Origin of the sequence: Amycolatopsis magusensis, from assembly GCF_017875555.1 — a bacterium.
GTDB lineage: Bacteria > Actinomycetota > Actinomycetes > Mycobacteriales > Pseudonocardiaceae > Amycolatopsis > Amycolatopsis magusensis.
In genome coordinates, this window is record NZ_JAGGMS010000001.1 from 9,296,938 (window position 1) to 9,317,966 (window position 21,029).

General features: G+C 71.7%; 21 protein-coding genes and 1 tRNA gene. 13 read left to right on the forward strand and 9 right to left on the reverse strand.

Annotated elements, in window-relative coordinates:
* Positions 1-92 precede the first annotated feature (92 nt).
* Both JOM49_RS41980 and JOM49_RS41985 read right to left on the reverse strand, forming a co-directional pair.
* The gene (locus JOM49_RS41980; protein ID WP_209670376.1) at positions 93-2,156 is read right to left on the reverse strand and encodes a BTAD domain-containing putative transcriptional regulator; all 2,064 of its coding nucleotides are present in this window, start codon (positions 2,154-2,156) and stop codon (positions 93-95) included.
* A gap of 109 nt (positions 2,157-2,265) precedes the next feature.
* Entirely contained in the window at positions 2,266-2,973 is a 708-nt protein-coding gene (locus tag JOM49_RS41985; RefSeq protein WP_209670378.1) for a helix-turn-helix transcriptional regulator, read from the reverse strand.
* Positions 2,974-3,247: 274 nt separating this feature from the next.
* On the opposite strand from JOM49_RS41985, the gene JOM49_RS41990 reads away from it, so the two are divergent.
* From JOM49_RS41990 to JOM49_RS42000, 3 genes are all read left to right on the forward strand, one after another.
* Positions 3,248-5,428: a phospholipase A2 gene (locus JOM49_RS41990; RefSeq protein WP_209670380.1), complete on the forward strand. Its 2,181-nt coding sequence runs from the start codon at positions 3,248-3,250 to the stop codon at positions 5,426-5,428.
* A gap of 117 nt (positions 5,429-5,545) precedes the next feature.
* Positions 5,546-7,261, forward strand: a complete 1,716-nt coding sequence (locus tag JOM49_RS41995) for an LCP family protein (RefSeq protein ID WP_443626819.1) — start codon at positions 5,546-5,548, stop codon at positions 7,259-7,261.
* Between the two features lie 190 nt (positions 7,262-7,451).
* Positions 7,452-7,925 carry a helix-turn-helix domain-containing protein gene (locus JOM49_RS42000; RefSeq protein WP_209670381.1) on the forward strand — a complete coding sequence of 158 codons (474 nt, stop codon included), beginning with the start codon at positions 7,452-7,454 and terminating at the stop codon, positions 7,923-7,925.
* A 117-nt stretch (positions 7,926-8,042) separates the two neighbouring features.
* Here the strand turns inward: JOM49_RS42000 and JOM49_RS42005 are convergent, their stop codons facing one another.
* The gene (locus JOM49_RS42005) at positions 8,043-9,518 is read right to left on the reverse strand and encodes a flavin-containing monooxygenase (protein ID WP_209670383.1); all 1,476 of its coding nucleotides are present in this window, start codon (positions 9,516-9,518) and stop codon (positions 8,043-8,045) included.
* A gap of 89 nt (positions 9,519-9,607) precedes the next feature.
* Between JOM49_RS42005 and JOM49_RS42010 the strand changes: the two genes are divergently transcribed.
* Both JOM49_RS42010 and JOM49_RS43595 read left to right on the forward strand, forming a co-directional pair.
* Positions 9,608-10,219, forward strand: coding sequence for a TetR/AcrR family transcriptional regulator (locus JOM49_RS42010; RefSeq protein WP_209670386.1), 612 nt, complete (start codon positions 9,608-9,610; stop codon positions 10,217-10,219).
* A gap of 151 nt (positions 10,220-10,370) precedes the next feature.
* Entirely contained in the window at positions 10,371-10,784 is a 414-nt protein-coding gene (locus JOM49_RS43595; protein WP_245369650.1) for a hypothetical protein, read from the forward strand.
* Position 10,785: 1 nt separating this feature from the next.
* Here JOM49_RS43595 and JOM49_RS42020 read toward each other — a convergent pair whose 3' ends face one another.
* Positions 10,786-11,007, reverse strand: coding sequence for a DUF3618 domain-containing protein (locus JOM49_RS42020; protein WP_209670388.1), 222 nt, complete (start codon positions 11,005-11,007; stop codon positions 10,786-10,788).
* A gap of 108 nt (positions 11,008-11,115) precedes the next feature.
* Here JOM49_RS42020 and JOM49_RS42025 point away from each other — a divergent pair.
* Positions 11,116-11,189, forward strand: a tRNA-Leu gene (locus JOM49_RS42025).
* Between the two features lie 20 nt (positions 11,190-11,209).
* On the opposite strand, the gene JOM49_RS42030 is transcribed toward JOM49_RS42025, so the two are convergent.
* From JOM49_RS42030 to JOM49_RS42040, 3 genes are all read right to left on the reverse strand, one after another.
* A complete protein-coding gene (locus JOM49_RS42030; RefSeq protein ID WP_209670390.1) occupies positions 11,210-11,599 on the reverse strand; it encodes a MerR family transcriptional regulator in 390 nt (129 codons plus the stop codon).
* An 8-nt stretch (positions 11,600-11,607) separates the two neighbouring features.
* Positions 11,608-12,027: a helix-turn-helix transcriptional regulator gene (locus tag JOM49_RS42035; RefSeq protein ID WP_209670392.1), complete on the reverse strand. Its 420-nt coding sequence runs from the start codon at positions 12,025-12,027 to the stop codon at positions 11,608-11,610.
* A gap of 70 nt (positions 12,028-12,097) precedes the next feature.
* Positions 12,098-12,508, reverse strand: coding sequence for a VOC family protein (locus JOM49_RS42040; protein ID WP_209670393.1), 411 nt, complete (start codon positions 12,506-12,508; stop codon positions 12,098-12,100).
* A gap of 113 nt (positions 12,509-12,621) precedes the next feature.
* On the opposite strand from JOM49_RS42040, the gene aspS reads away from it, so the two are divergent.
* Positions 12,622-13,875 (forward strand): aspartate--tRNA(Asn) ligase, encoded by a 1,254-nt coding sequence (aspS, locus tag JOM49_RS42045; protein WP_209670395.1) that lies wholly within the window; start codon positions 12,622-12,624, stop codon positions 13,873-13,875.
* Here the strand turns inward: aspS and JOM49_RS42050 are convergent.
* Together JOM49_RS42050 and JOM49_RS42055 are read right to left on the reverse strand one after the other, a co-directional pair.
* Positions 13,865-14,971: an SMI1/KNR4 family protein gene (locus JOM49_RS42050; protein ID WP_209670397.1), complete on the reverse strand. Its 1,107-nt coding sequence runs from the start codon at positions 14,969-14,971 to the stop codon at positions 13,865-13,867. The genes aspS and JOM49_RS42050 overlap by 11 nt on opposite strands.
* Before the next feature lie 8 nt (positions 14,972-14,979).
* Complete coding sequence (locus JOM49_RS42055) at positions 14,980-15,810, reverse strand: ATP-grasp domain-containing protein (RefSeq protein WP_245369651.1); 831 nt, start codon at positions 15,808-15,810, stop codon at positions 14,980-14,982.
* 115 nt (positions 15,811-15,925) lie between these two features.
* On the opposite strand from JOM49_RS42055, the gene JOM49_RS42060 reads away from it, so the two are divergent.
* The 6 genes from JOM49_RS42060 to JOM49_RS42085 all read left to right on the forward strand — a co-directional run bounded on the left by JOM49_RS42060 (position 15,926) and on the right by JOM49_RS42085 (position 20,977).
* Complete coding sequence (locus tag JOM49_RS42060; protein ID WP_209670399.1) at positions 15,926-16,837, forward strand: ABC transporter ATP-binding protein; 912 nt, start codon at positions 15,926-15,928, stop codon at positions 16,835-16,837.
* On the forward strand, positions 16,834-17,586 hold the full coding sequence (locus JOM49_RS42065) for an ABC transporter permease (RefSeq protein ID WP_209670401.1): 753 nt from the start codon (positions 16,834-16,836) through the stop codon (positions 17,584-17,586). Before JOM49_RS42060 ends, JOM49_RS42065 begins: the two co-directional genes overlap by 4 nt.
* Positions 17,583-18,479 (forward strand): hypothetical protein, encoded by an 897-nt coding sequence (locus tag JOM49_RS42070; RefSeq protein WP_209670403.1) that lies wholly within the window; start codon positions 17,583-17,585, stop codon positions 18,477-18,479. Before JOM49_RS42065 ends, JOM49_RS42070 begins: the two co-directional genes overlap by 4 nt.
* A complete protein-coding gene (locus JOM49_RS42075; protein WP_209670405.1) occupies positions 18,476-19,162 on the forward strand; it encodes a response regulator transcription factor in 687 nt (228 codons plus the stop codon). Before JOM49_RS42070 ends, JOM49_RS42075 begins: the two co-directional genes overlap by 4 nt.
* Positions 19,159-20,538, forward strand: coding sequence for a sensor histidine kinase (locus tag JOM49_RS42080; protein WP_209670407.1), 1,380 nt, complete (start codon positions 19,159-19,161; stop codon positions 20,536-20,538). Before JOM49_RS42075 ends, JOM49_RS42080 begins: the two co-directional genes overlap by 4 nt.
* A gap of 79 nt (positions 20,539-20,617) precedes the next feature.
* A complete protein-coding gene (locus JOM49_RS42085) occupies positions 20,618-20,977 on the forward strand; it encodes a hypothetical protein (protein WP_209670409.1) in 360 nt (119 codons plus the stop codon).
* Positions 20,978-21,029: the final 52 nt, after the last annotated feature.

Here is a 21,029-nt window from a genome sequence, read left to right on the forward strand (position 1 = left end):
AATGACAGTGTTACGGATATAGTCGGGGGCCCGATATGCGGTGGTCAGAGCATTTTCCCCGGCTCGGTTCCACACAGTGGCAAATATCTCTTTTACCGCACCTGATGCCAATGCACTAATCCGGCGTCGCGGACCGGCTCGGGCTTTATCTCCGGTTCGCCCAGTCCGTCCTCGCGGAGCCGGGACAACGCGGCTTCCAGCGCCGCCTCCCCTTCTTCCTCGACCGCCCGTTCGGCCGCATAACCCCGCAGCAGGTCGTGCAGCCGGAACCGCCCGGTCAGCGGTTCGGCGACCAAATTCGCCGACACCAGCCGGGTGAGCACCCGGCGGCCGCCGGCATCCCCGAGCAGCGCCACCGCGGCCGGTCCGGGGAAGTCCGCGGGGACCAGGCTCAGCAGCCGGAACAGCCGCCGAGCCCGCGGATCGAGCCGGGCGTAGGACAGGTCGAACGCCGAGCGGACCGCGTCATGCCGGTCCTCCAGTTCGCGCAGCCTGCCGTGCGCGCGCACCGCGGCGTTGTAGGCGGCCACCCCGGACCCCGGCGCCGCCAGCAGGTTGGCCCCGGCCAGCCGCAGGGCCAGCGGCAGCTGGTCACACGCGGTCACCAGTTCGCGGACGGCCGCGGGTTCGGCGGCCAGCCGCTCCTCGCCGAGCATCCCCGCCAGTAGCCGGTGGGCTTCGGCCTGCTCCAGCACGTCGAGGCGGATACGGCGCGCGCCCGGTCCGGCGGAGAGGCGGTCACGGCTGGTGACCAGGCAGGTGGCCGTGCCGGGCAGCAGCGGGCACACCTGCTCGCTGTCCGCCGCGTTGTCCAGCACCACCAGCACGGCCCGGTTCGCCAGCCGGGTGCGGTAGAGGTGCGCGGCCTCCTCCAGCTCCACGGGTACGCCGTCCGGGGGCACGCCGAGCGCGCGCAGGAACCGGGTGAGCACGTCCAGTGGCCGCACCGGGTCCCGCGTGTACCCGCGCAGGTTCACGTACAGCTGGCCGTCGGGGAACCGCACGCGGACGCGATGGGCCCAGTGCACCGCCAGCGCGCTCTTGCCGACCCCGGCGCGGCCGTGCAGCACGGTGGCGGGGGCGAATTCGTCGAGCCGCGCGAGGTACCCGGCCCGGCCGGCGAACCCGTCGACGTCCGCGGGCAGTTGCGCGGGCACCACTTCCCCGCAGCCGAGTTCGCCCCGGACCACGCGCAGGTGTGCCGCTCGCAGCTCGGCGCCCGGCTCCACGCCGAGCTCGTCCGCGAGTCGCTGCCGGACCTCGGCGAACAACGCCAGTGCCGCCGCCTGCTGCCCGGACGCGGCGAGCGCCAGCATCAGCCGGGCGGAAAGCCCTTCGTGCCACGGTTCTTCGCCCGCCAGCTCCTGGAGCTCGCCGACCGCGCGGGCGCCTTCACCCGCGGCGAGCGCGGTGTCGGCGTAGTCGAACGCGGTCGCCAGCCGACGACTCGAGACCGCCAGCGCGACGGGGTGCGCCCGCAGGTTCGGCGGCAGCCCGGCGAGCACCGGACCGCGCCACTCCCGCAACGCCTGCGCGAACAACGCCAGCGCCACCTGTGGTTCCGCGAACCGCGAGGCCCGCGCCCGCCGGGCCAGGTCGTCGAACCGCGCCAGATCGAGGTCCGCGGCGTCGAGCCGGTAACCGCCGTAACTGGAGTGCAGCGCGGGCGCGAACGGGCCGCCGCGCTCGGGTTCCAGCACCTTCCGCAGGCCGGAAACGTAGGTGTGCACCAGGTTCGAGCAGCTCGCCGGCGGCCGGTCGCCCCACAGCACGTCGATGATCTCGGCGCGGTCGACCACCTCGCCCGCGCGCAACGCCAGCAGGGCGAACAGGCAGCGTTGCTTGGCCGGGCCCAGGTCCAGCGGCACCCCGTCCCTGGTCACGGTGAGCGGGCCGAGCACGCCGATCGACAACTGGTCGGGCGGCAGCCGGAAGTCACCGCACGCCCACGCCGCGGCCACCGCGTCGGGCAGCTCCAGCGCTTCGGCCAGGCGCCGCAACGAATCCCGCCGCGGCCGCGCCACCCGGTTCTGCTCCAGGTACCGGATCGCGCGCAGGCTGACGCCTGAGCGCGACGCCAGCTCGCGCTGGGTCAGTCCCGCCCGGCTGCGATGCGCCCGCAGCACCGCGCCGAACCCGCCCTCTTCCCGCTCCACGGTGGCTCCCCCGCCCCGGTCGCCGTCAACGGCGTCATCTTGCAGCAGGGCGGGGCCGGGCCTCCCGGCGTCGCGGTCCAGACCACCCGATCGGACCTGCGTGGTGTCACTAACCTGCGCGCTCCTCAACTTTGGTTGCCAGCACGGGGAAATCCGCCGCGGCCCCCACCCGCGCGGCGGCCTGCGCCCGGGTCCGGCAGCCGAGTTTCCGCAGGATCCCCGAAACGTGGTACTTGACCGTGCGCAGCGTCAGCGCGGTCTCCCCGGCGATCTCCGCGTTGGTCATGCCCTTCGCCAGGTACTGCACCACCTCGCGTTCCCGGCGGGTCAGCCGCGGGAACACCTCCGCCAGCTCCCGGCCGGGCGCGGTGAGCCGGTCCAGCACCCGCCGGGTCAGCGGCACGTCGAGGTAGGCGCCCGCGGCGGCCACCGCGCACACCGCGTCGCCGATCTCGTGCGCCGAACAGGACCGGGCGACGGCACCGCGGGCCCCCGCTCGGATGGCGGCCACCACGAGTTCGTCCTGCCCGTCCTCGGCGAGCAGCAGCGGGCGCGGGCGGTGCTCGGCGGCCGGGTCGGCGAGCAGCCTGCTCACCTCGACCACGTCCAGCCCTTCGGTGGTCAGGTCGAGCACGACCACGTCGGCGCGCCAGCCGCGCGCCCGGTGGACCAGGTGCCGCAGGCCGTCGGCGGGTGCGGCGAGCACCAGCCCCGGCCGCGCCGACAACTCGACCACGATGTCGGCGCGCAGGTCGCCGTCGTGGACGCCGAGCAGCACTCTGGCCGCGGTCGGCTGGATTTGGGTGTGGCAGGTCAAGGCAATCCCCCTCGGATCGGTGGACCGAGGCTAGCCGCGGCCCGGTCGAGTCCCGCTGGAGTCGCGTGAACACCCTCCGTTCCACCTGCAACGCTCTGACCAGCGGAAACACCGTCCGTGAGCGAGTCGTGCCACACCGCGGTGGGCCGAAGGGGCAACTAAGGGTTCCTTTGGACATCCGGCGGACTCCCCCGCACCGCCGGTAACCTGCGGAGAAGACGTCCGGGGGTTATCCGGATGTGCTCGCCGAGACCGGACTGAGACCCTGGAGTCCATGACCGCAGCCGCCGACACCCGGCCGGACGCGCCAAGGCGCGTCCGGCTTTCACTGTCGACCTCTGCCTGGCTCCTGCTCGTGACGCTGGTCGTCGTCGCGTTCGGCTTCGTGGCGTCGAGGTCCGCGCCCCTGCCCGATCAGGGCCCGCCCCAGGGCGGGGTCGCCGACGCGCAGCGCGCGGTCGAGGCGCTCGTCACCCCCGGCGCCCAGCCCACCGCGCTCGGCCTGCTCCCGGCCGACCTGAACGAGGTGCTCGGCGTGACCGCGGCGGCCGAACCGGCCCGCGACGGCACCGTGCGCGCGATCCACGTCGGCGGCGGCTGCTCCGCGCCGTGGGGTGAGGACAGCACCCGCTGGGACTTCGGCGTCGCCTGCAAGTCCCACGACCTCGGCTACGACCTGCTCCGCTACGCCGACAACCAGGGCCACCCGCTGGACCCGAAGTGGCGCGAAGCCCTCGACGCCCGGCTCTCCACCGACATGCAGGCCACCTGCGACATCAACCCGATGGACTCCTCGGGCTCCTGCAAGGCGGTCGCCTCGCTGTACACCGCGGGCCTGGTGATCAACTCCTGGCACCAGCGCTGGGGCCCGCCCACCGGCGAGCCGATCGGCCCGATGCTGGCCGGGGTCGCGGTGATCGGCTGCCTGCTGGTGTTCCGCCTGCGCGGCTGGCTGCGCACCCGGCGGGCGGTGCCGAGGGCCACCGGCGCGGCGGCACCCGTGGTGCTCCAGCCGGTGCTGCGCGGCGGCCGGTGGATGGTGCTCGCGGTGGCCGCGATCACCGGGCTGGTGCTCGGTGAATCGGCGGTCGCGCTGGGCCACTGGGCGGGTGTCCCCGACGGCTGGCTGTGGCCGCTGACCTGGCTGACCCAGCTCGCACCGGTGTTCTTCTTCGCCGGCGGGCACGCCAACGCGGCGGGCTGGCTGGCGTGCGTGGACAACGGCGGCGGCTACCGGCAGTACCTCGCGCACCGGGTCAGCTGGCTGCTGCGGCCCGCGCTGATCTTCGTGGTGGTCGCCTTCGCCGTGCCGATGGCGCTGGAACTGCTGCACATCCCGGCGGGCACCAACGCGGTGGTCACCCGGATCGCCCTGCACCCGTTGTGGTTGCTGGGGTTCTACCTGCTGACCGTGGTGCTCACCCCGGCGATGGCCGCCCTGCAGCGCCGGCTGCGCTCGGGCTGGCTCGTGGTCGGCGCGCTGGCCGCGCTGGTGGTCACCGCCGAACTGATCGGCTCGCCGATCGCCCGGTACGCCGGCGGTTTCGCCCTCGCGCTGCTGGCCCAGCAGGTCGCGTTCGTGCACGCCGGGTCCGGCACGCCGAAGCGCGGGCCGCTGGTCGCCGGGACCGTCGCCGGGCTGGGCGCGCTGGTGCTGGTCACCACGGCGGGCGGGGTGTCGCCGATGGTGCTGAACGTGTCCGGCGCACCACCCGCGCTGGCCGCGCCGACGCTGCCCGTGCTGCTGCTCGGGGTCGCCCAGCTGTGCCTGCTCGGCCTGCTCTCGGCTCCGCTGGCCCGGCTCGCCGCCCGCGAGGACGTCTCCCGGGCCGCCACGCAGGCGCTGCGGGCGCCGATGAGCCTGTACCTGGCTTTCCTCGCCACGATGCTGCTGCTGGTCACCGTGGTCTACCTGCCGGTGGACGTGATCGACGCCTGGGCGTGGCTGACGCACCCGCGCACGCTCGCCGCGCTCGGCCTGCTCGCCGGTCCGGCGGTGCTGGTGTTCTGGTGGTTCGAGCGCCGGGCGCACGACCACTCGCCGCACCCGCCCTCCGTGCCGGTGCCCGACGGCGGCCTGGGCAGGCTGCTCGGCCGGTCCGCCGTGGTGCTCGGGCTCGGCTTCGCGGTGACCGGCCTGTTCGGCTTCGCGCTCACCCAGTTCGGCGCCCAACTGGGGCTCGTGCCCGACCCGATCCAGAACCTGGTCCACCTGCTGCTGGGCGTGTTCCTGCTGCACACGCAGCGCATCGGCACCAGTGACGCCCCGGCCACCTGGGTGCTCACCGCGCTCGCCTGCGTGCCGCCGCTGCTGTCCGCCACGGCGGGCCCGGTGATCGACCGGCTGGGCGTCGCGCTGCACGGGGTGGTCGCCGTCCTGGCCGTGGTCGCCGCCCTCGGTACGCTGCTGACCAGGCTTTTCGCCACTCCCAGAGTGGCCAGGGCCACGCACTGAGGGAGCTGCGGGGCGGTTTCCGGAGCGATATGCCACGCTGATGCTTGCCGTGCACAACCGTGTGCGGGTCCCGTACGTCTAACCGAGTAAGGCACGCGAACCGAGGAGCTGTCCGAGTTGGAGCACCCGCCACGAAGGGACCGTGGGGCACGCCGGCCCGCCCGGCCATGGCAGGACGACGACTCCTCGGCACCACGACCGCGTCCGGTGCCGTCCTCGCGTGCGCAGTCCTCGCGGGCCCAGCCTTCGCGGGCCCAGTCCTCGCGGGACCTGCCACCCCGGCGCCCGTCCGGTGCCTCCCCGGCCCGGCGGCCCGAGTCCCGCCGCCCGGCTCCGCCCCCACCGCCACCAGCCCGCCGGTCGAACCGCGGGGTGAAGATCTCGGTGGCGCTGGTCTCGCTGCTGGTGATGAGCCTGACCGGGTACGCGTGGGCGGCGATGCAGGGCCTGGTCAGCGGGCTCACCACCACCGACGTGCTCGCCGAGGACGCGGGCGGCGAGAAGCCGGCCGACGGCGCGCGGGACATCCTGCTCGTCGGCATGGACAGCCGCACCGACGCGCAGGGCAACCCGCTGCCCAAGGAGGTGCTGGCGCAGCTGCGTGCCGGGGCCGCCGACGGCGAGCTGAACACTGACACGCTGATCTTCGTGCACATCCCGAACGACGGCAGCAAGGCCGTGGCGATCTCCCTGCCGCGTGACTCCTACGTGGACATCCCCGGCGGCTACGGCAAGCACAAGATCAACTCGGCCTACGCCCGCGCCAAGACCGACTCGCGCCGCAAGCTGGAGTCCGAGGGCGTCGCCGACCCGCAGCAGCTCGAACTGCGCAGCAACCAGGAGGGCGCGAAGACCCTGGTCGCCACGGTCGAGAAGCTCACCGGCTCGAAGATCGACAACTACGCCTCGATCAACCTCCTCGGCTTCCACGACGTGACCACGGCCATCGGCGGGGTCGACGTCTGCCTGAACGAAGCGGTGAAGGACGAGTTCTCCGGCGCCGACTTCGCGAAGGGCCCGCAGTCGGTGTCCGGCGCGGACGCGCTGGCCTTCGTCCGCCAGCGGCACGGCCTGCCGCGCGGTGACCTCGACCGCGTGGTCCGCCAGCAGGTGTTCATGGCGGGGCTGGCCCGCAAGGTGCTCTCCGCGGGCACGCTGGCCGACCCGGTGAAGCTCAACGACCTGGCCGGCGCGCTGCAGAAGTCGGTGGTGCTCAACCAGGGCTGGGACATCGTCGGCTTCGCCCAGCAGATGAAGGGGCTGACCGGCGGACAGCTGGAGTTCCGCACCATCCCGGTGGTCAACATGGACTACGCCACGCCGAACGACGGCTCGGCCATCCAGGTCGACCCCGGCGAGGTGAAGAAGTTCGTCCAGGGCTTGGCCGGCCCGCCGCCCGGAGCCCCGCCCGCGCCGGGGGCCGACAACGCGAAGACCACCGTGGACGTGCGCAACGCCTCCGGGAAGACCGGGCTGGCGGCGAAGGTGTCCGAGGCGCTCACCGGCCAGGGTTTCACCGCGGGCGAGACCTCCAACGCTTCCTCGCGCAAGACCAGCGTGGTCCGCTACGGCACCGGCGGGCAGACCGCCGGGCAGTCGGTGGCCGACGCGCTCGGCGGGCAGATCAGCGCCGAGGAGGACCCGACCGTCGCGGCCGGGCACGTCACCGTCTACGTCGGCAGTGACTACTCGGGCGCGGGCGTCAGCTCGCAGGCCGCCGGTTCGGCCCCCGCGCGGCAGTTCACCGCGCCCCAGCCGCAGCAGACCCCTGAGCCACCGGGCGGAAGCGCCGAGCAACCGATCAAAGCTGACGGCGTCACTTGCGTGAACTGACGCTACTCCGTTCGGCCTAGTGAACTACCCCGTTCGGGCAGGAATTAGTATCGGCTCGAAAACGCCCGGGGGAAATCGCGTAAGAGATGGCTTCCCGCCGACTTACATAGCCGTGAACAAAGCTCGCATTCCTACGGGGGAGTCGGCACCGGAATGCGATCAAGCGCGCGGTCGAGGCAGGGGACGCGGAGTGCGGATCGACGGAGACATCTACCAACGGGTCCTCGGTGAGGAGCTGCGCAAGCTCAGGCGACGGCGGGGCTGGACGCGCAAGGAGCTGAACTCGCACCTGCAGAGCGACATCTCGCTGCAGACGCTGGCCACCTACGAACTCGGCACGCGGCAGTGCTCGGTGACGCGGCTGGTCGAGCTGTGCCTGGCGATGGACGAGCTGCCGCAGGACCTGCTCGCGCGCGTGCACCGCCGGGTGTTCACCGACGAGCCCGGCCGGGTGCGGCTGGACCTGCGCCAGGTGGTCGCCGACAACCAGCCCGAACTGCTGCCGTTGCGCCGGTGGGCCGAAGGCAGGCTGAACCACGGCAACTCGTCCCGCGAAATCCAGCTCGACGAGGGTGCCATCAAACAACTGGCCTCCCTGTGCGGCCTGGGCGCCGCCGACCTGCTGGGCCGCCTGCGCACCCTGTCCGCCCCACCCAGCACGTAGCGCACCGTCACTGCCCGCCGCCCGAGCCGGGGCGCCTGAGCCGGAGCGAATGCTATGAGTGGGGCATTACTAGCAATGAACGCAAGTAATGCCCCACTCCTAGCATTGCGGGCCGGGTCAGCTGCGGCCGATCAGCTGGTAGTCGGCGGGGTCGACCTTCCGGGTCTTCAGCCAGTAGCGCCAGGTGAAGCCCGGCCAGATGGTGCGGTTGACGCCCTGCGCGTCCAGGTACCAGCTCTGGCAGCCGCCCTGGGTCCAGATGCCTCGCTCCAGCTGACCCTGGATCTCGGCGTTGAACCGGTCCTGCACCGACTCCCGCGGCTCGATCGAGCCCGAGGAGGTCCGCTCGACCAGGCGGATCGCGTCGCTGATGTAGTCGGTCTGCGACTCGATCATGAACACCACCGAGTTGTGCCCCAGCCCGGTGTTCGGGCCGAGCAGGAAGAACAGGTTGGGGTAGCCGGCCACGGTGATGCCGAGGTGGGTCCGCATGCCCTCGGTGGCCCACTCCTTGTTGAGCTGCCTGCCGCCGACGCCGGTGATCTCCAGCTCGTCGAAGGCGTCGGTGACGTGGAACCCGGTGCCGTAGATGATCGCGTCGACCTCGCGCTCCACGCCCGCCCTGTCCACCACGCTGTGCGGCTTGACCTCGGCGATGCCGTCGGTGACCACCTCGACGTCGTCGCGGGCCAGCGCCGGGTAGTAGTCGTTGGAGATCAGCACCCGCTTGCAGCCGAGCGTGTAGTCCGGGGTGACCTTGCGCCGCAGCTCCGGGTCCTTGATGGCCTTGTTGATCTGCGCCTTCGCCAGCTTCTGCGCCAGCTTCATCAGCCACGGCCGCCCGTTGAACCCGACCGCGCGCACCTCGAGCACCCAGTAGAGCAGGTCGCGGTAGAGCCGCTGCACACCCGGAACGCGTGCGAACAGCTTCTTCGACCACTCCGGCATCTCGTGGTCCGGCTTGGGCATGATCCACGGCGGGGTGCGCTGGAACAGGTGCACCGCGGCGGTGTCCTCGGCGATCTTCGGCACGAACTGGATCGCGCTCGCCCCGGTGCCGACCACCGCGACGCGCTTGCCGCGCAGGTCGTAGTCGTGGTCCCACTCGGCGGAGTGGAAGGCGCGGCCTTCGAAGGACTCGATACCGGGCAGGTCGGGGATCTGCGGCAGGTGCAGCGCGCCGACCCCGGCCACCAGGAAGCGCGCCACGAACTCGTCGCCGGCGCGGGTCCTCACGTGCCACCGCTGCTCGGCCTCGTCCCAGCGCGCGCCGGTCATCTCCTGGCCGAAGCGGACGTAGCGGTAGAGGTCGTACTTGCGGGCGAACCCGCGCAGGTAGTCCCAGATCTCCGGCTGCGGTGAGAAGGCCCGCGACCACGACGGATTCTGCTCGAAGGAGAACGAGTACATGTGCGACTGGATGTCGCACGCGCAGCCCGGATAGGTGTTGTCGCGCCAGGTGCCACCGACCTCCTGCGCCTTCTCGAGGATGACGAAGTCGCTGCGGCCCTGTTTGCGGAGCTTCGCGGCCATCCCGAGGCCCGAGAAGCCGGTCCCGATGATCAGCACACCGGTTTCGTCGCGCTGGTTCATGCCCTGTCCTCCACGCCGTTTTACTGTTACCCGGAGTCCATCTTACTCGGAGTAGGTTACCGGCGGTAGACGGTCGGTAGAGTGGGCGCATGACAACCGAGCAGGCCCCGCGGCGCAAGCGCATGCCCCGCGCCGAGCGCGAGCGCCAGATGGTGGAGGTGGCCGAGGCGGTGTTCGCCGAACGCGGGTACGTCGCCGCGTCGATGGACGACATCGCCGAACGGGTCGGCGTGTCGAAACCGATGCTCTACGAGTACTTCAACTCGAAGGAAGGCCTGCTGCTGGCGTGCATCGAGCAGGCGCGCTCCGAACTGCGGACCGCCACCGAGGAGGCGGTCGCGAAGGCCACCGACGCCGAGGACGCGCTGCGCCGCGGCCTGCTCGCGTTCTTCGTGTTCATCCGCGAGCGGCGGCAGTCGTGGTCGCTGCTGCGCCACGAGATGACGCTGATCGGCACGCCGGCGGCCGACGGCATCGAGGCCACCCGGCGGCAGCAGACCGATCTGATCGCCGCGTTGATGGCCGGGTACTTCAGCGCCGCCTCACCCCTGCAGGTGGAAGCCTCCGCGGAATTCGTCGTGGGTGCCTGCGAACGGCTGGCGATCTGGACCGAACGGCACGAGGAAATCACCCCGGAGATGGTTACCGGCTACGCGATGGACCTGTTGTGGGCCGGATTGCACGATCGTGTTGTCATCTGAGCCAGCACTCGACTACCGGCCGTAGCATTTTCCCGGTTAGCTGTGACACAGCGTCGCTCGTGCGGTATCGATAGAACCGTCAACGGATCTACAATGCCACGGCACCAGCTTTTCCCCGACCGGGGTGTCAGCTGCGAGAGGGGTGGGGCGGATGGCGGCGACCATCACGGCGACGTACACGCCGGACAACGACGACTGGACGGTCACCGTCAGCGGGCTCGAGGGTGAGCCGCTGACCGGCAGGGCGCCCGGCATCATCGCCGCCCGCGACCGCGCGGACCAGTTGGTGGAGAAGCTCGCCGGGGGCGAGAAGGCGACCGTGGTGCACTTGCTCAACGGCAGCGCGTTCGAGTTCACGCACGCCTACATGAGCGCGCGCCTGACCCGCCCGGAAGAGGCCCCGCGGGAATCCGCGCAGGAAGCCAGGTCGGAGCTCCAGGAAGCGATCGACGACCCCGCGGCGGGGGTGTTCACCGACATCGGCGAGGCCATCGGCACCCAGCGCACGGAGACCGGCGACGCCAGCGAAGAGCTGGAAGCGAAGCCGCCGGTCGCCCGCGCCTGAGTCAGCGGAACAGTTTCCGCAGCAGCAGCACGCCGACCAGCGCGCCGGCGCCGATCAGCGCGTACTTCACCTTGGGCTCGCTCAGCTTGGCCAGCACGCTGGTCTTCGCGGAATCCGCGAGCCGCTTGGGGTTCGCCTTGACGCTGAGTTCGTCCAGGGTGGACGCGAGCGCCTCCCTGGCCTTCTCGATCTCACGCTCAATGGTGTCCGGGTCGCGCGCCACGGGTCCTCCTCGCCAGGCAGCCTGTCGCAGGCCCCAACGTTAGATCACCGCGCATCCGCCCGCCGATCCACCCCGCCCGGGCCGGGCGCTAGGCTGCTCCCGCGAGCGGGGCCCGTAGCCCAATTGGCAGAGGCACACGGTTTAGGTCCGTGCCAGTGTGAGTTCGAGTCTCACCGGGCCCACCCCGTTTCCCGCGCGGGCTTCAGGCCGGCATCGTCAACGGCGGGTAGTGCTCGCCGCCGATCCGCTCCGCCGCGTCGATGTAGTCGGCGAGCGCGTCACGGGACTGCGCGAGCCGGGCCAGCTGCTCGTTGAGCCGCTCCAGGCGCGAACGCATGGCCGCCAGCAGTTCCGGGCACCCGATCAGGTCCGGGGCTTCTCCGGTCGCGCAGGGCAGCAGGTAGGCGATGTCCTCGGACGACAGCCCGGCCCCGAGCAGGTGCCGGATCTGCTTCACCCGCAGCACCGCGTCCTCGCCGTACTCGCGGTAGCCGTTCGGGCCGCGGTCCGCCTCCAGCAGCCCCTGTGCCTCGTAGTAGCGCAGCTGGTGGGCGTGGACGCCCGTCCGCCTGCTCAGTTCCCCGATCCGCATCGATCCCCTCACCTGCTCCGCACCGGCCTGGTCACCTGCTTGGCCACGCACGACGGGATGCCCGCCGTCGCCTCCGCCTGCTCCCGCCGGTAGACGCTCGGCGGCACGCCGACCAGCTCGGTGAACCGCGTGCTGAACGTCCCCAGCGATGAGCACCCCACGGTGAAGCACACCTCCGTGACGCTGAGGTCGCCGCGGCGCAGCAACGCCATGGCCCGCTCGATGCGCCGCGTCATCAGGTACCCGTACGGCGATTCCCCGTACGCGAGCCGGAACTGACGGCTCAGGTGCCCCGCCGACATGTTCACCCCGCGCGCGAGCGCCTCGACGTCCAGGGGCTGCGCGTATTCGCGATCGATCCGGTCGCGGACACGGCGCAGCCGCGCCAGGTCGTCAAGGCGCTGCTCGGCCGCGGGTTTGCTGCTCACCTGCGCGATCGTGCCACATCGACCCCGGTTCCCGGCTGCTCCAGGACGTAGCACGCGAAGAAGCCCGGGGTCATTTCACCTCCTGGATCCGCAGCAGGTTGCCCGCCGGGTCGCGGACGGCGCAGTCGCGGATGCCGTAGGGCTGGTCGGTCGGCTCCTGGACGACCTCGGCGGTGCTGTCCTGCAGCTTCGCGAAGGTTTCGTCGACGTCCTTGGTGGCCAGTACGAGACCGGCGTAGGTGCCCTTGGCCATCATCTCGACGATGGTGCGCCGCTCGTCCTCGGTGATACCGGGGTCGACGGCGGGCGGGTGCAGCACGATCGCGGTGGAGGGCTGGCCCGGCGGCCCGACGGTGATCCACCGCATGCCGTCGTAACCGACGTCGTTGCGCACCTCGAATCCGAGGATGTCGCGGTAGAAGGTGAGGGCGGCGTCCGGGTCGTCCTGCGGGAGGAAACTGGCGTTGATGGTGAGATCCATGCAGGTCACGCTAGGCGCGCCGCGGCGGACCGCGCTTCTCGATTCCTGATCGGTTCACGCGGGCCCGGAAAAGGGGGCGCGCCTGCGGTCGTGGGGTGCCTACCCTGCGAAGCATGGTGACCAGCTCGCGGGTACTGGCTGCCGACCTGCCGCGGCACGTCGGCGACCCGGTGTGCCTGGCGGGCTGGGTACACCGCTTGCGGCAGCTGAAATCCGTGGCCTTCCTCGTGCTGCGGGACCGTTCCGGGCTCGCCCAGGTCGTGGTGCCGCCGGACACCGCGCTCCCCGCGGAAACCGTCGTCGAGGTCCGGGGCGTGGTCACCGAGAACGCGCAGGCACCGGACGGGGTGGAACTCACGCGGCCGTCGATCACGCTGCTGTCCGAACCCGCGGTGACGCCGCCGTTCGACCTGTACCGGCCGGAGCTCTCGGCGACCCTGCCCACGATCCTGGACCACGCATCGATCGCCCTGCGTCATCCGAAGGCGCGTGCCCGGTTCGCCGTGGCCGCGGCCGGCGTCAGCGGCTTCCGGTCCACATTGGACGGTTGCGGGTTCACCGAGATCCACACACCCAAGATCGTCGGCTCGGCCACCGAATCCGGCGCGAACGTCTTCGAACTCGACTACTTCGGGCGCCGCGCGTACCTGGCGCAGTCACCGCAGCTGTTCAAGCAGGCCATGGTCGGCGTGTTCGAGCGCGTCTACGAGGTGGGCCCGGTCTTCCGCGCCGAACCCCACGACACCGCGCGGCACCTCGCCCAGTACACCAGCCTGGACGCCGAATTCGGGTTCATCGAGGACCACCGCGACGTCATGGCGTTGCTCCGCGAAGTGCTCGCCGGGATGACCGCGGCGATCGCCGAGCGCGTGCCCGGGGTCGCGCTCCCCCGCGTGCCCGCCGAGATTCCCGTGCTCCACTTCGCCGAGGCCCAGGAGATGCTCGGGCGGGACGACCCGGACCTCGCGCCCGAGCACGAACGCTCGTTGTCGGACTGGGCGAAGCGCACGCACGACTCCGAATTCCTGTTCGTCACCGGGTACCCGTCGCGCAAGCGGCCGTTCTACACGCACCCGGAACCGGACCGCCCCGGCTACACCAACAGCTTCGACCTGCTCTTCCGCGGCCTGGAGCTAGTCACCGGCGGCCAGCGCCTGCACCGGCACGCCGACTACCTCACCGCGCTCGCCGAGCGCGGGATGGACGCCGGGCCGTACCGGGGTTACCTGGACACCTTCGCCCACGGGATGCCCCCGCACGGCGGCTTCGCGATCGGCCTGGAACGGTGGGTCGCGCGGGTGCTGGGCCTGGACAACGTCCGGTACACCACGCTGTTCCCGCGCGACCTCCACCGCCTCAGTCCGTGAGCGAGCGCGGCTGGGAAAGCAGGGCGCGGCCACGCTCCGCGGTCAGGGTCGAGGCCAGCACCGGATCGGTGAGCAGGGCGATCGGCGCGATGTGGTCGGCGGTCCTCGGCCGCCACTGCGCGAGCACGGCCTGCACGGACGGCCACACGGCGTCCGGATCGCCCGCCAAAGCCTGACGCACCAGTGCGTCGAACTCGGGGTTGCCGAAGGTTGGCGGGCCTGCCTTCTCGGCGATGGCGAGGGCACGGCGGAGTTCCAGCTGCTCGCCGTACAGGGCCGTCCGCAGGATCGAATTGCGGCCGGGCAAGGTCCCCTGGAAGAGCAGCCAGGGCAGCAGTTCCTCGGTGAACAGCGGATCGGTGTAGAACTCGTCCGGCGCGAAGGACGGGTACAGCAACCGCCCGACGAGCGTGCCTGCCTCGTAGTGCCGGTCCTGCAACAGGAGCAGCTGAACCAGCAGCACGGTGGCCCGGACGCGGCCGAACTCGTCCGCTTTCCTCAGGATCGACTCGGCTTCGTCGACCTCCCCGGCGAGCGCCAGCAACCGGGCGCGCTCGACCTCGGCGTCCCAGAGGTCGCGGGTCTCACCGGCCGGCTTGCGCATCTGGTGGAACTCGGCGTAGAGGTCCTCCATCAACGCGGTGAACGACGGGAAGCGCGTGGGTGGTTCGGCGCGCCAGGAAAAGAGACTGTAGGCAGCCCATTCCCCGTTCTCGTCGACGTCGCCCGGATCGAGGAAGAGGATGCCCGCGTCGGCATCACGCGAGATGAGGACCCCATGGTGCAGCATTTCTTCGCCTTCCCAGGACTCCTCCCAGAACGGTTCGAGCACGGACAGCCAGTCCACATCGCTGGTGTCGCGCAGGCGCCAGACGAACTGGCCGGCGTGCCGCCAGCCGTCCGTGATCAGCAGGAAATCCCGGTACGACGGCGGAAGCCTGCGTTCGAGCCGGGCTTCGACCGCCACCACCGCCTCTTCGGTCGCCGGCGGGAAGCCGAGCCACCGCTCCCGCGCCACTTCCGGCTCCAGCTCGCGTTCCTCCGCGACGCTGACCCATTCCTCGCTCCACCGGCGCAACCACGGCCCCCAGTCCATGCGCCCCACTATGTCAGCAGGGCCACCAGTTCGGCGGGTGGCACGGAAACGGGACGATCGCTCACTTGACCGTCGCCGAGTTCGATGAGGCGCCAGGTCCCGTCCTCGCGTCGGGCGAAATCGGCGGTGACGAAGGGCAGGTCCAGTTCGCGGATCAACGGTTCCGCCGCCGCCACGGAAACCGCGGGCAGTTCGTCCGGGGTGTCCGGGTGCGGGCCGACGAGGCGGCAAACCCCGTTCACCCACCAGGTTCGGGCCTCGGCGGAAGCGAAGTCCTCGAACCGCCGCACCACGAATCCGCCCGCGAAGTCGGCGTCCCGCAATTCCCGGAACCGGCTCGCCACCGCCCAGGCGGCCTCGAAGTCGGCCACCTCCGGGATATACGCCGCTTCCCGCCAATAGTGCTTCATCGACTTGGTGTAGTCGCGGAGCACCGCCGGACCCGGTCCCAGCGAATCGCAGGCCTGCTCGAACGCCGAGCGCGCATCGCCGTCCGTCCACACCGAAGTCGGCGTGATTCCGGCGAGATCGGCGTACCAGCCGGGCAGTTCGTGGGCCCGTCGGTACTGCGAGGCCGTCGTCCGCAACACCACGCCCCGGCCCGCCAAGGCGGCCTCGAAGTCGGCATAGCGTTCGGCGGGAAGCATCCAGCCGCGGTAGCTCGCCGGTCCGGCCGAGGGCACCCGGCGCACGGCTTCCTCGGCGCCGCCCGGTTTCGCCAGCGCGTCGTGGTCGACCAGCGCGACGGTCAGCCCGGCCGCACGGGCGGCGTCGGCCTCGGCCGCGAAGTGGTCGTCGGGGCGGCGCGGGCGCAGGACGTCCGCGGGAACCAGCAGCATCACGCCCAGCATGCTGCCACGTTCCTGGGAGTTTCCTGGGAGCTTTTCCGGTCCACCCCGGCGTACGCCCCGCGTTCCCAGCCGGTCGTCACCTGGCGCGGACAGCCTCGGCCCCATGGACCAGACCATCGAGGCACGTGGCCTCACCAAGCGCTACGGCGACCAGCTCGCCGTCGACGACCTCAGCTTCACCGTCCAGCCGGGCCGGGTGACCGGCTTCCTCGGGCCCAACGGCGCGGGCAAGTCGACCACCATGCGGCTCGTGCTCGGGCTGGACGCGCCCACCGCGGGCACGGTCACCGTGCACGGCAGGCGGTACGCCGAACTCCCGCGCCCGCTGCACACGGTCGGCGCCCTGCTCGACGCCCGTGCCGTGCACCCTGGCCGCACCGCCGCCCAGCACCTGCTCGCGCTCGCCCAGACCGCGGGCATCGGCCGCGAACGCGTCGACGAGGTGCTCGGGCTCGTGGGCCTCTCCGGTGTCGCCGGGCGCCGGGCGGGGACCTTCTCCCTCGGCATGAGCCAGCGCCTCGGCATCGCGGGCGCGCTGCTCGGCGACCCGCCCGTGCTGATGTTCGACGAGCCGGTCAACGGCCTCGACCCCGAAGGCATCCGCTGGATCCGCGGCCTGATGCGGGACCTCGCCGCCGAAGGCCGCACGGTCCTCGTCTCCAGCCACCTGATGAGCGAAATGGCGCTGACCGCTCAGCACCTGCTCGTGCTCGGCCGCGGCCGTCTCATCGCCGACACCGGGATCGACGACTTCCTGCGCCAGAACGGCGACGAGACCGTGCTCGTCCGCACCGACGAGGTGGACCGGCTGGCCCGCCTGTTCCGCCGCACCGGCGCCACCTTCGAAGCCAGGGACGACGCCCTGCACGTCCTCGACCGGACCGCCACCGAGATCGGCAAGCTCGCCGCCGGTGAGGGGATCGCGCTCACGGAGCTGACCCCGACACGCGGCTCCCTCGAAGAGGTGTTCATGGCGCTCACCGAGGACGCGGTCGAATACGGGGTGCGCGCATGAACGTGCTGCGTTCCGAATGGACCAAGTTCCGCAGCCTGCGCTCGACCTGGCTGACCGCCGCGGTGACCGTGCTGCTCGGCGTCGGCATCGCCGCGATGGCTTCGGCGGGCAAGGCCAAGGCGTACGCCGGTGAGGCCGACTGGGACCCGACCGCCATCAGCCTGACCAGCATCATCGTCGCGCAACTGGCGATCGGCGTGCTCGGCGTGCTGGTGATCACCGCCGAATACAGCACGGGCACCATCCAGCCCAGCGTCGTGGCGGTGCCCGTGCGCGGCCGCCTGCTCGCCGCGAAGGCCGCGGTGTTCTCGGGCGTCGCGCTGCTGCTCGGCCAGGTGATCGGCTTCGCCTCGTTCCTCGCCGGGCAGGCGCTGATCGCCGACGCCGGGGTCCCGTACGCCACGCTCGGGCAGCCGGAGGCGCTGCGGGCGGTCGTCGGCAGCGGGCTGTACCTCGCGGCGATCGGCCTGCTCGGTCTCGGGCTCGGCGCGTTGATGCGGTCGACCGCGGGCGCGATCGGCGTGCTCGTGTCGGCCACGCTGCTCATCCGGCTGGTCGCGCAGAGCTTCCCCGCGAGCTGGAGCGACTGGATGGACCGCTACTGGCCGACGGCGGCGGGCGAGAAGATCGTGAACGTGCTGCCGGTGCCGGAAGCGCTGCCGCCGCTGACCGGGTTCGCGCTCCTCTGCGGGTTCGTGGCGGCGGTCGGCGCGATCGGGTACACCGTGCTGCGGACGAGGGACGTGTGAAGCGCGATGTCCTGGTCGGCGGCGCGGCCGGGCTGACCGCACTGGGCGGCATGGCCGGGTGGGCGCTGCTCGGCGTGGGCCTGCTCAGCCTCGGTGGGACCGCCGCACCGGCCGCCGTAGCACTCGCCGTGGGTGGTTCCGTCGAGCTCGGCGAGCGCGTGACCGGCTCGATCTCCCTGCTGCCACTGGGTGTCTCCCTGGTCGGCGCGGTGCTGCTGACGATCGTGCTCACCAACTGGCAGCGGGTGGCGGGCGCGGTGGCGGTGTTCGCCGCCGGGCTGGTCGTGCTGCCGTTCCTGCCCGCCGGGCAGTTCGACGTGGGACCGCCCGTCGGGGCGATCCCGTGGCTGGTGGCCGTCGTCGGTGCGCGGGTGGCGATGTGGCGCCTGCCGTGGGTCCGCCGGGTGGCCCTGGTGCTGGTGGGCGCGGCGGGCGCGGCGATGGCGACCGGGGTGGTGGTGTCGTTCACCGGTGGCGCCAAGATGCTCGGCACCATGCTGCTCGCCGCGCCGAACCTGCTGGCCGTGGCCCTGACCAGGGGGTTCGGCGTGCCGTGGGAGCTGGCCGGGCCGAACCTGCCGCTGCCCACCATCGAGACCGGCGGACTCGGCCCGCTCGAGCAGCCGCTGTGGCCGCTCGCCGTGCTCGCCACCGCGGTGGTCGTGCTGATCGCCGTGTTCGCGCGCTGGCACGCGCCCTGGGTGACCGCGCTCTGCTGGGCGGCGATGACGTGGCTCGGCGGTGCGCAGTTGTCCCTGCGGGCCGGGCCGTTCCCGATCTCGCTCGGCCTCACCGGTGACGTGTTCATCGCGGCCGGCGTGGGACTCGCGGCCGGTTCGGTGGCGTGCCTGCTCGTCGCGGGCGCACGACAGTGGCAGATTCAACGGGCATGACGGCCGACCTGCTCGTGGTGGAGGACGATCCGACGCTCCGGGAACTGCTCGCGGCGAGCCTCCGGTTCGCCGGGTTCGCGGTGTCCGCCACCGCGAGCGGGGCCGGCGCGCTGGCGCTCGCCGCGAGCAGGCCGCCCGACCTGGTGGTGCTGGACGTGATGCTGCCCGATGTCGACGGCTTCGAGGTGCTGCGCCGCCTGCGTGCGGGCGCCGGGCCCGCGCGGACCGTGCCCGTGCTGTTCCTGACCGCCCGCGACGCCGGGGAGGACAAGGTCGCCGGGCTGACCGCGGGCGGCGACGACTACGTCACCAAGCCGTTCCGGCTGGAGGAGCTGATCGCCCGCATCCGCGCGATCCTGCGCCGCACGCAGGGTTTCCCGCGTGACGTACTGGCCGTCGGTGACGTGGAGCTGGACCCGGCGGCGCGGCTCGTCACCCGCGGCGGCGTGCCGGTTTCCCTGTCCCCCACCGAATTCACCCTGCTGCGGTTCCTGCTGGAGAACGCCGACCGGGTGCTCACGCGCGAGCAGATCCTGCACCACGTGTGGAAGTACGACTTCGGCGGAGACGCCAGCATCGTCGAGTCCTACATCAGTTACCTGCGGCGCAAGCTCGACAACCGCGAACCCAGGCTCATCCACACCGTGCGCGGCGTGGGCTACGTGCTGCGGGTGCCCCGGTGAAGCGGTTGTCACTGCGGACGCGGGTGCTGCTGATCGCGATGACGCTGCTGGTGGCCGGCATGGTCGCCAGCAGCGCGGTGGTGCTGGTGGCGCTGCGGAAACCGTTGGTGGAGCGGGTCGACCTGCAGGTGTCGATCGCCGCGGGGGTGCTGGCGGCGGCACCCGAACCGCTGATCGCGAACCTCGCGGGCGGCAGGCTGCCCGAGGACGGCCCGGCCGACCTCTACCTCGCCTACCTCGGCGAGGACGGCCGGGCGACCTTGTCCCTCCACGGTCCCGAGGTGCCCGTACTGCCGCCGCTCGACCGCGCGGCCGTGCTCGCGCGCGACCGCACGCCGTTCGAAGTACCGGGCTGGCGGGTGCTGGCCCTGCCCACCCGCGGCGGGGGCAGCGTGGTCGTCGCGGGTGCACTGTCCCAAGTGGACGACACGGTGGCGCGGGTGCGGTGGGTCTGCGTGCTGGTGGGCACGGGACTGCTGCTCGTGCTGGCCACCGCGGGCTGGTTCTGGGTGCGTGCCGGACTTCGCCCGCTGCGCCGGATCGAGGAGACGGCCGCCGCCATCGCGGCCGGTGACCTGTCACGGCGAGTTCCCTTCACCGCGGCCGAATCCACCGAAGTGGGCAGGCTGACCAAGTCGCTGAACGGGATGCTCGCGCAGATCGAGGCGGCGGTGGCCGCGCGCACGCGTTCCGAGGAACGGCTGCGCAGCTTCGTCGCGGACGCGAGCCACGAACTGCGCACTCCGCTGGCGGGCATCAGCGGTTTCGCGCAGCTCTACCGCATGGGCGGCAGCGAGATCGACGCGACGATGGACCGCATCGAACGCGAGTCGACGCGCCTCACCGGACTGGTGGACGACCTGCTGCTGCTCGCCCAACTCGACGAAGGCGGGCTGCACCTGCGAAAAGCGCCGATGGACCTCCGCTCGCTCGCGGTGGACGCGCTGCACGACCTCCGCGCGCTCGACCCGTCCCGGGAGGTCACGCTCACCGGCCTCGGCCCGGCGCCGGATCCCGCGCCCGCCCCGATCCTCGGCGACGAGGACCGGCTGCGGCAGGTGGTGAGCAACCTGGTCGGCAACGCCGTCGCCCACACCCCGCCGGGTTCGGCCGTGCGGATCGGCGTCGGCACCGCGGCCGGACAGTCCACAGTGGAATTGGCGGACACCGGCCCCGGGCTGTCCGGCGACCAGGTCTCCCGGGTGTTCGACCGGTTCTACCGCGCCGACACCTCCCGGGCACGCGACCACGGCGGCGGCGCGGGACTCGGCCTGTCGATCGTGTGGTCGCTGGTGACCGCCCACGGCGGCACGGTCACCGTCACCACCGCGCCCGGCGAAGGCGCCACCTTCCGGATCACCTTCCCGATTGCGTAGTTGAGTCAACTACCCCACCGACTTTCTCACTTTGGTCCAAGCGGAAGACCATTTCCGCTTTCCCGGCTAGCGTGGCCGTATGCGACGCGGTGGGAAATGGACGAAACGAGCGGTCGGCGGGTTCAATGCCGCCGTGCTGAGGCTGCGCTCTTCACGGCGCTGGGGCGGCCGGGTCCGCCGATACCTCACCATCGTCACCTACACGGGACGCCGCTCCGGCCGGGAATTCCGCATTCCGGTGGGCTTCCGGCGGTCCGGTGACCTCGTCACCATCGGCGTGCGGCTGCCGGAGGCGAAATCGTGGTGGCGCAATTTCACCGGCGCAGGCGGCCCGATTTCCCTCGAACTCGACGAAACCAGCCGCACCGGTCACGCCACCGCGCACCGGGACGCGAAAGGCCGCGTGACCGTCACCGTGCGGCTGGCTGCGAAAAGCTGAAGTTTTCGTGATTCTGGCATCTTGACGGACGGAACCAGCACTGGTGAGGTGG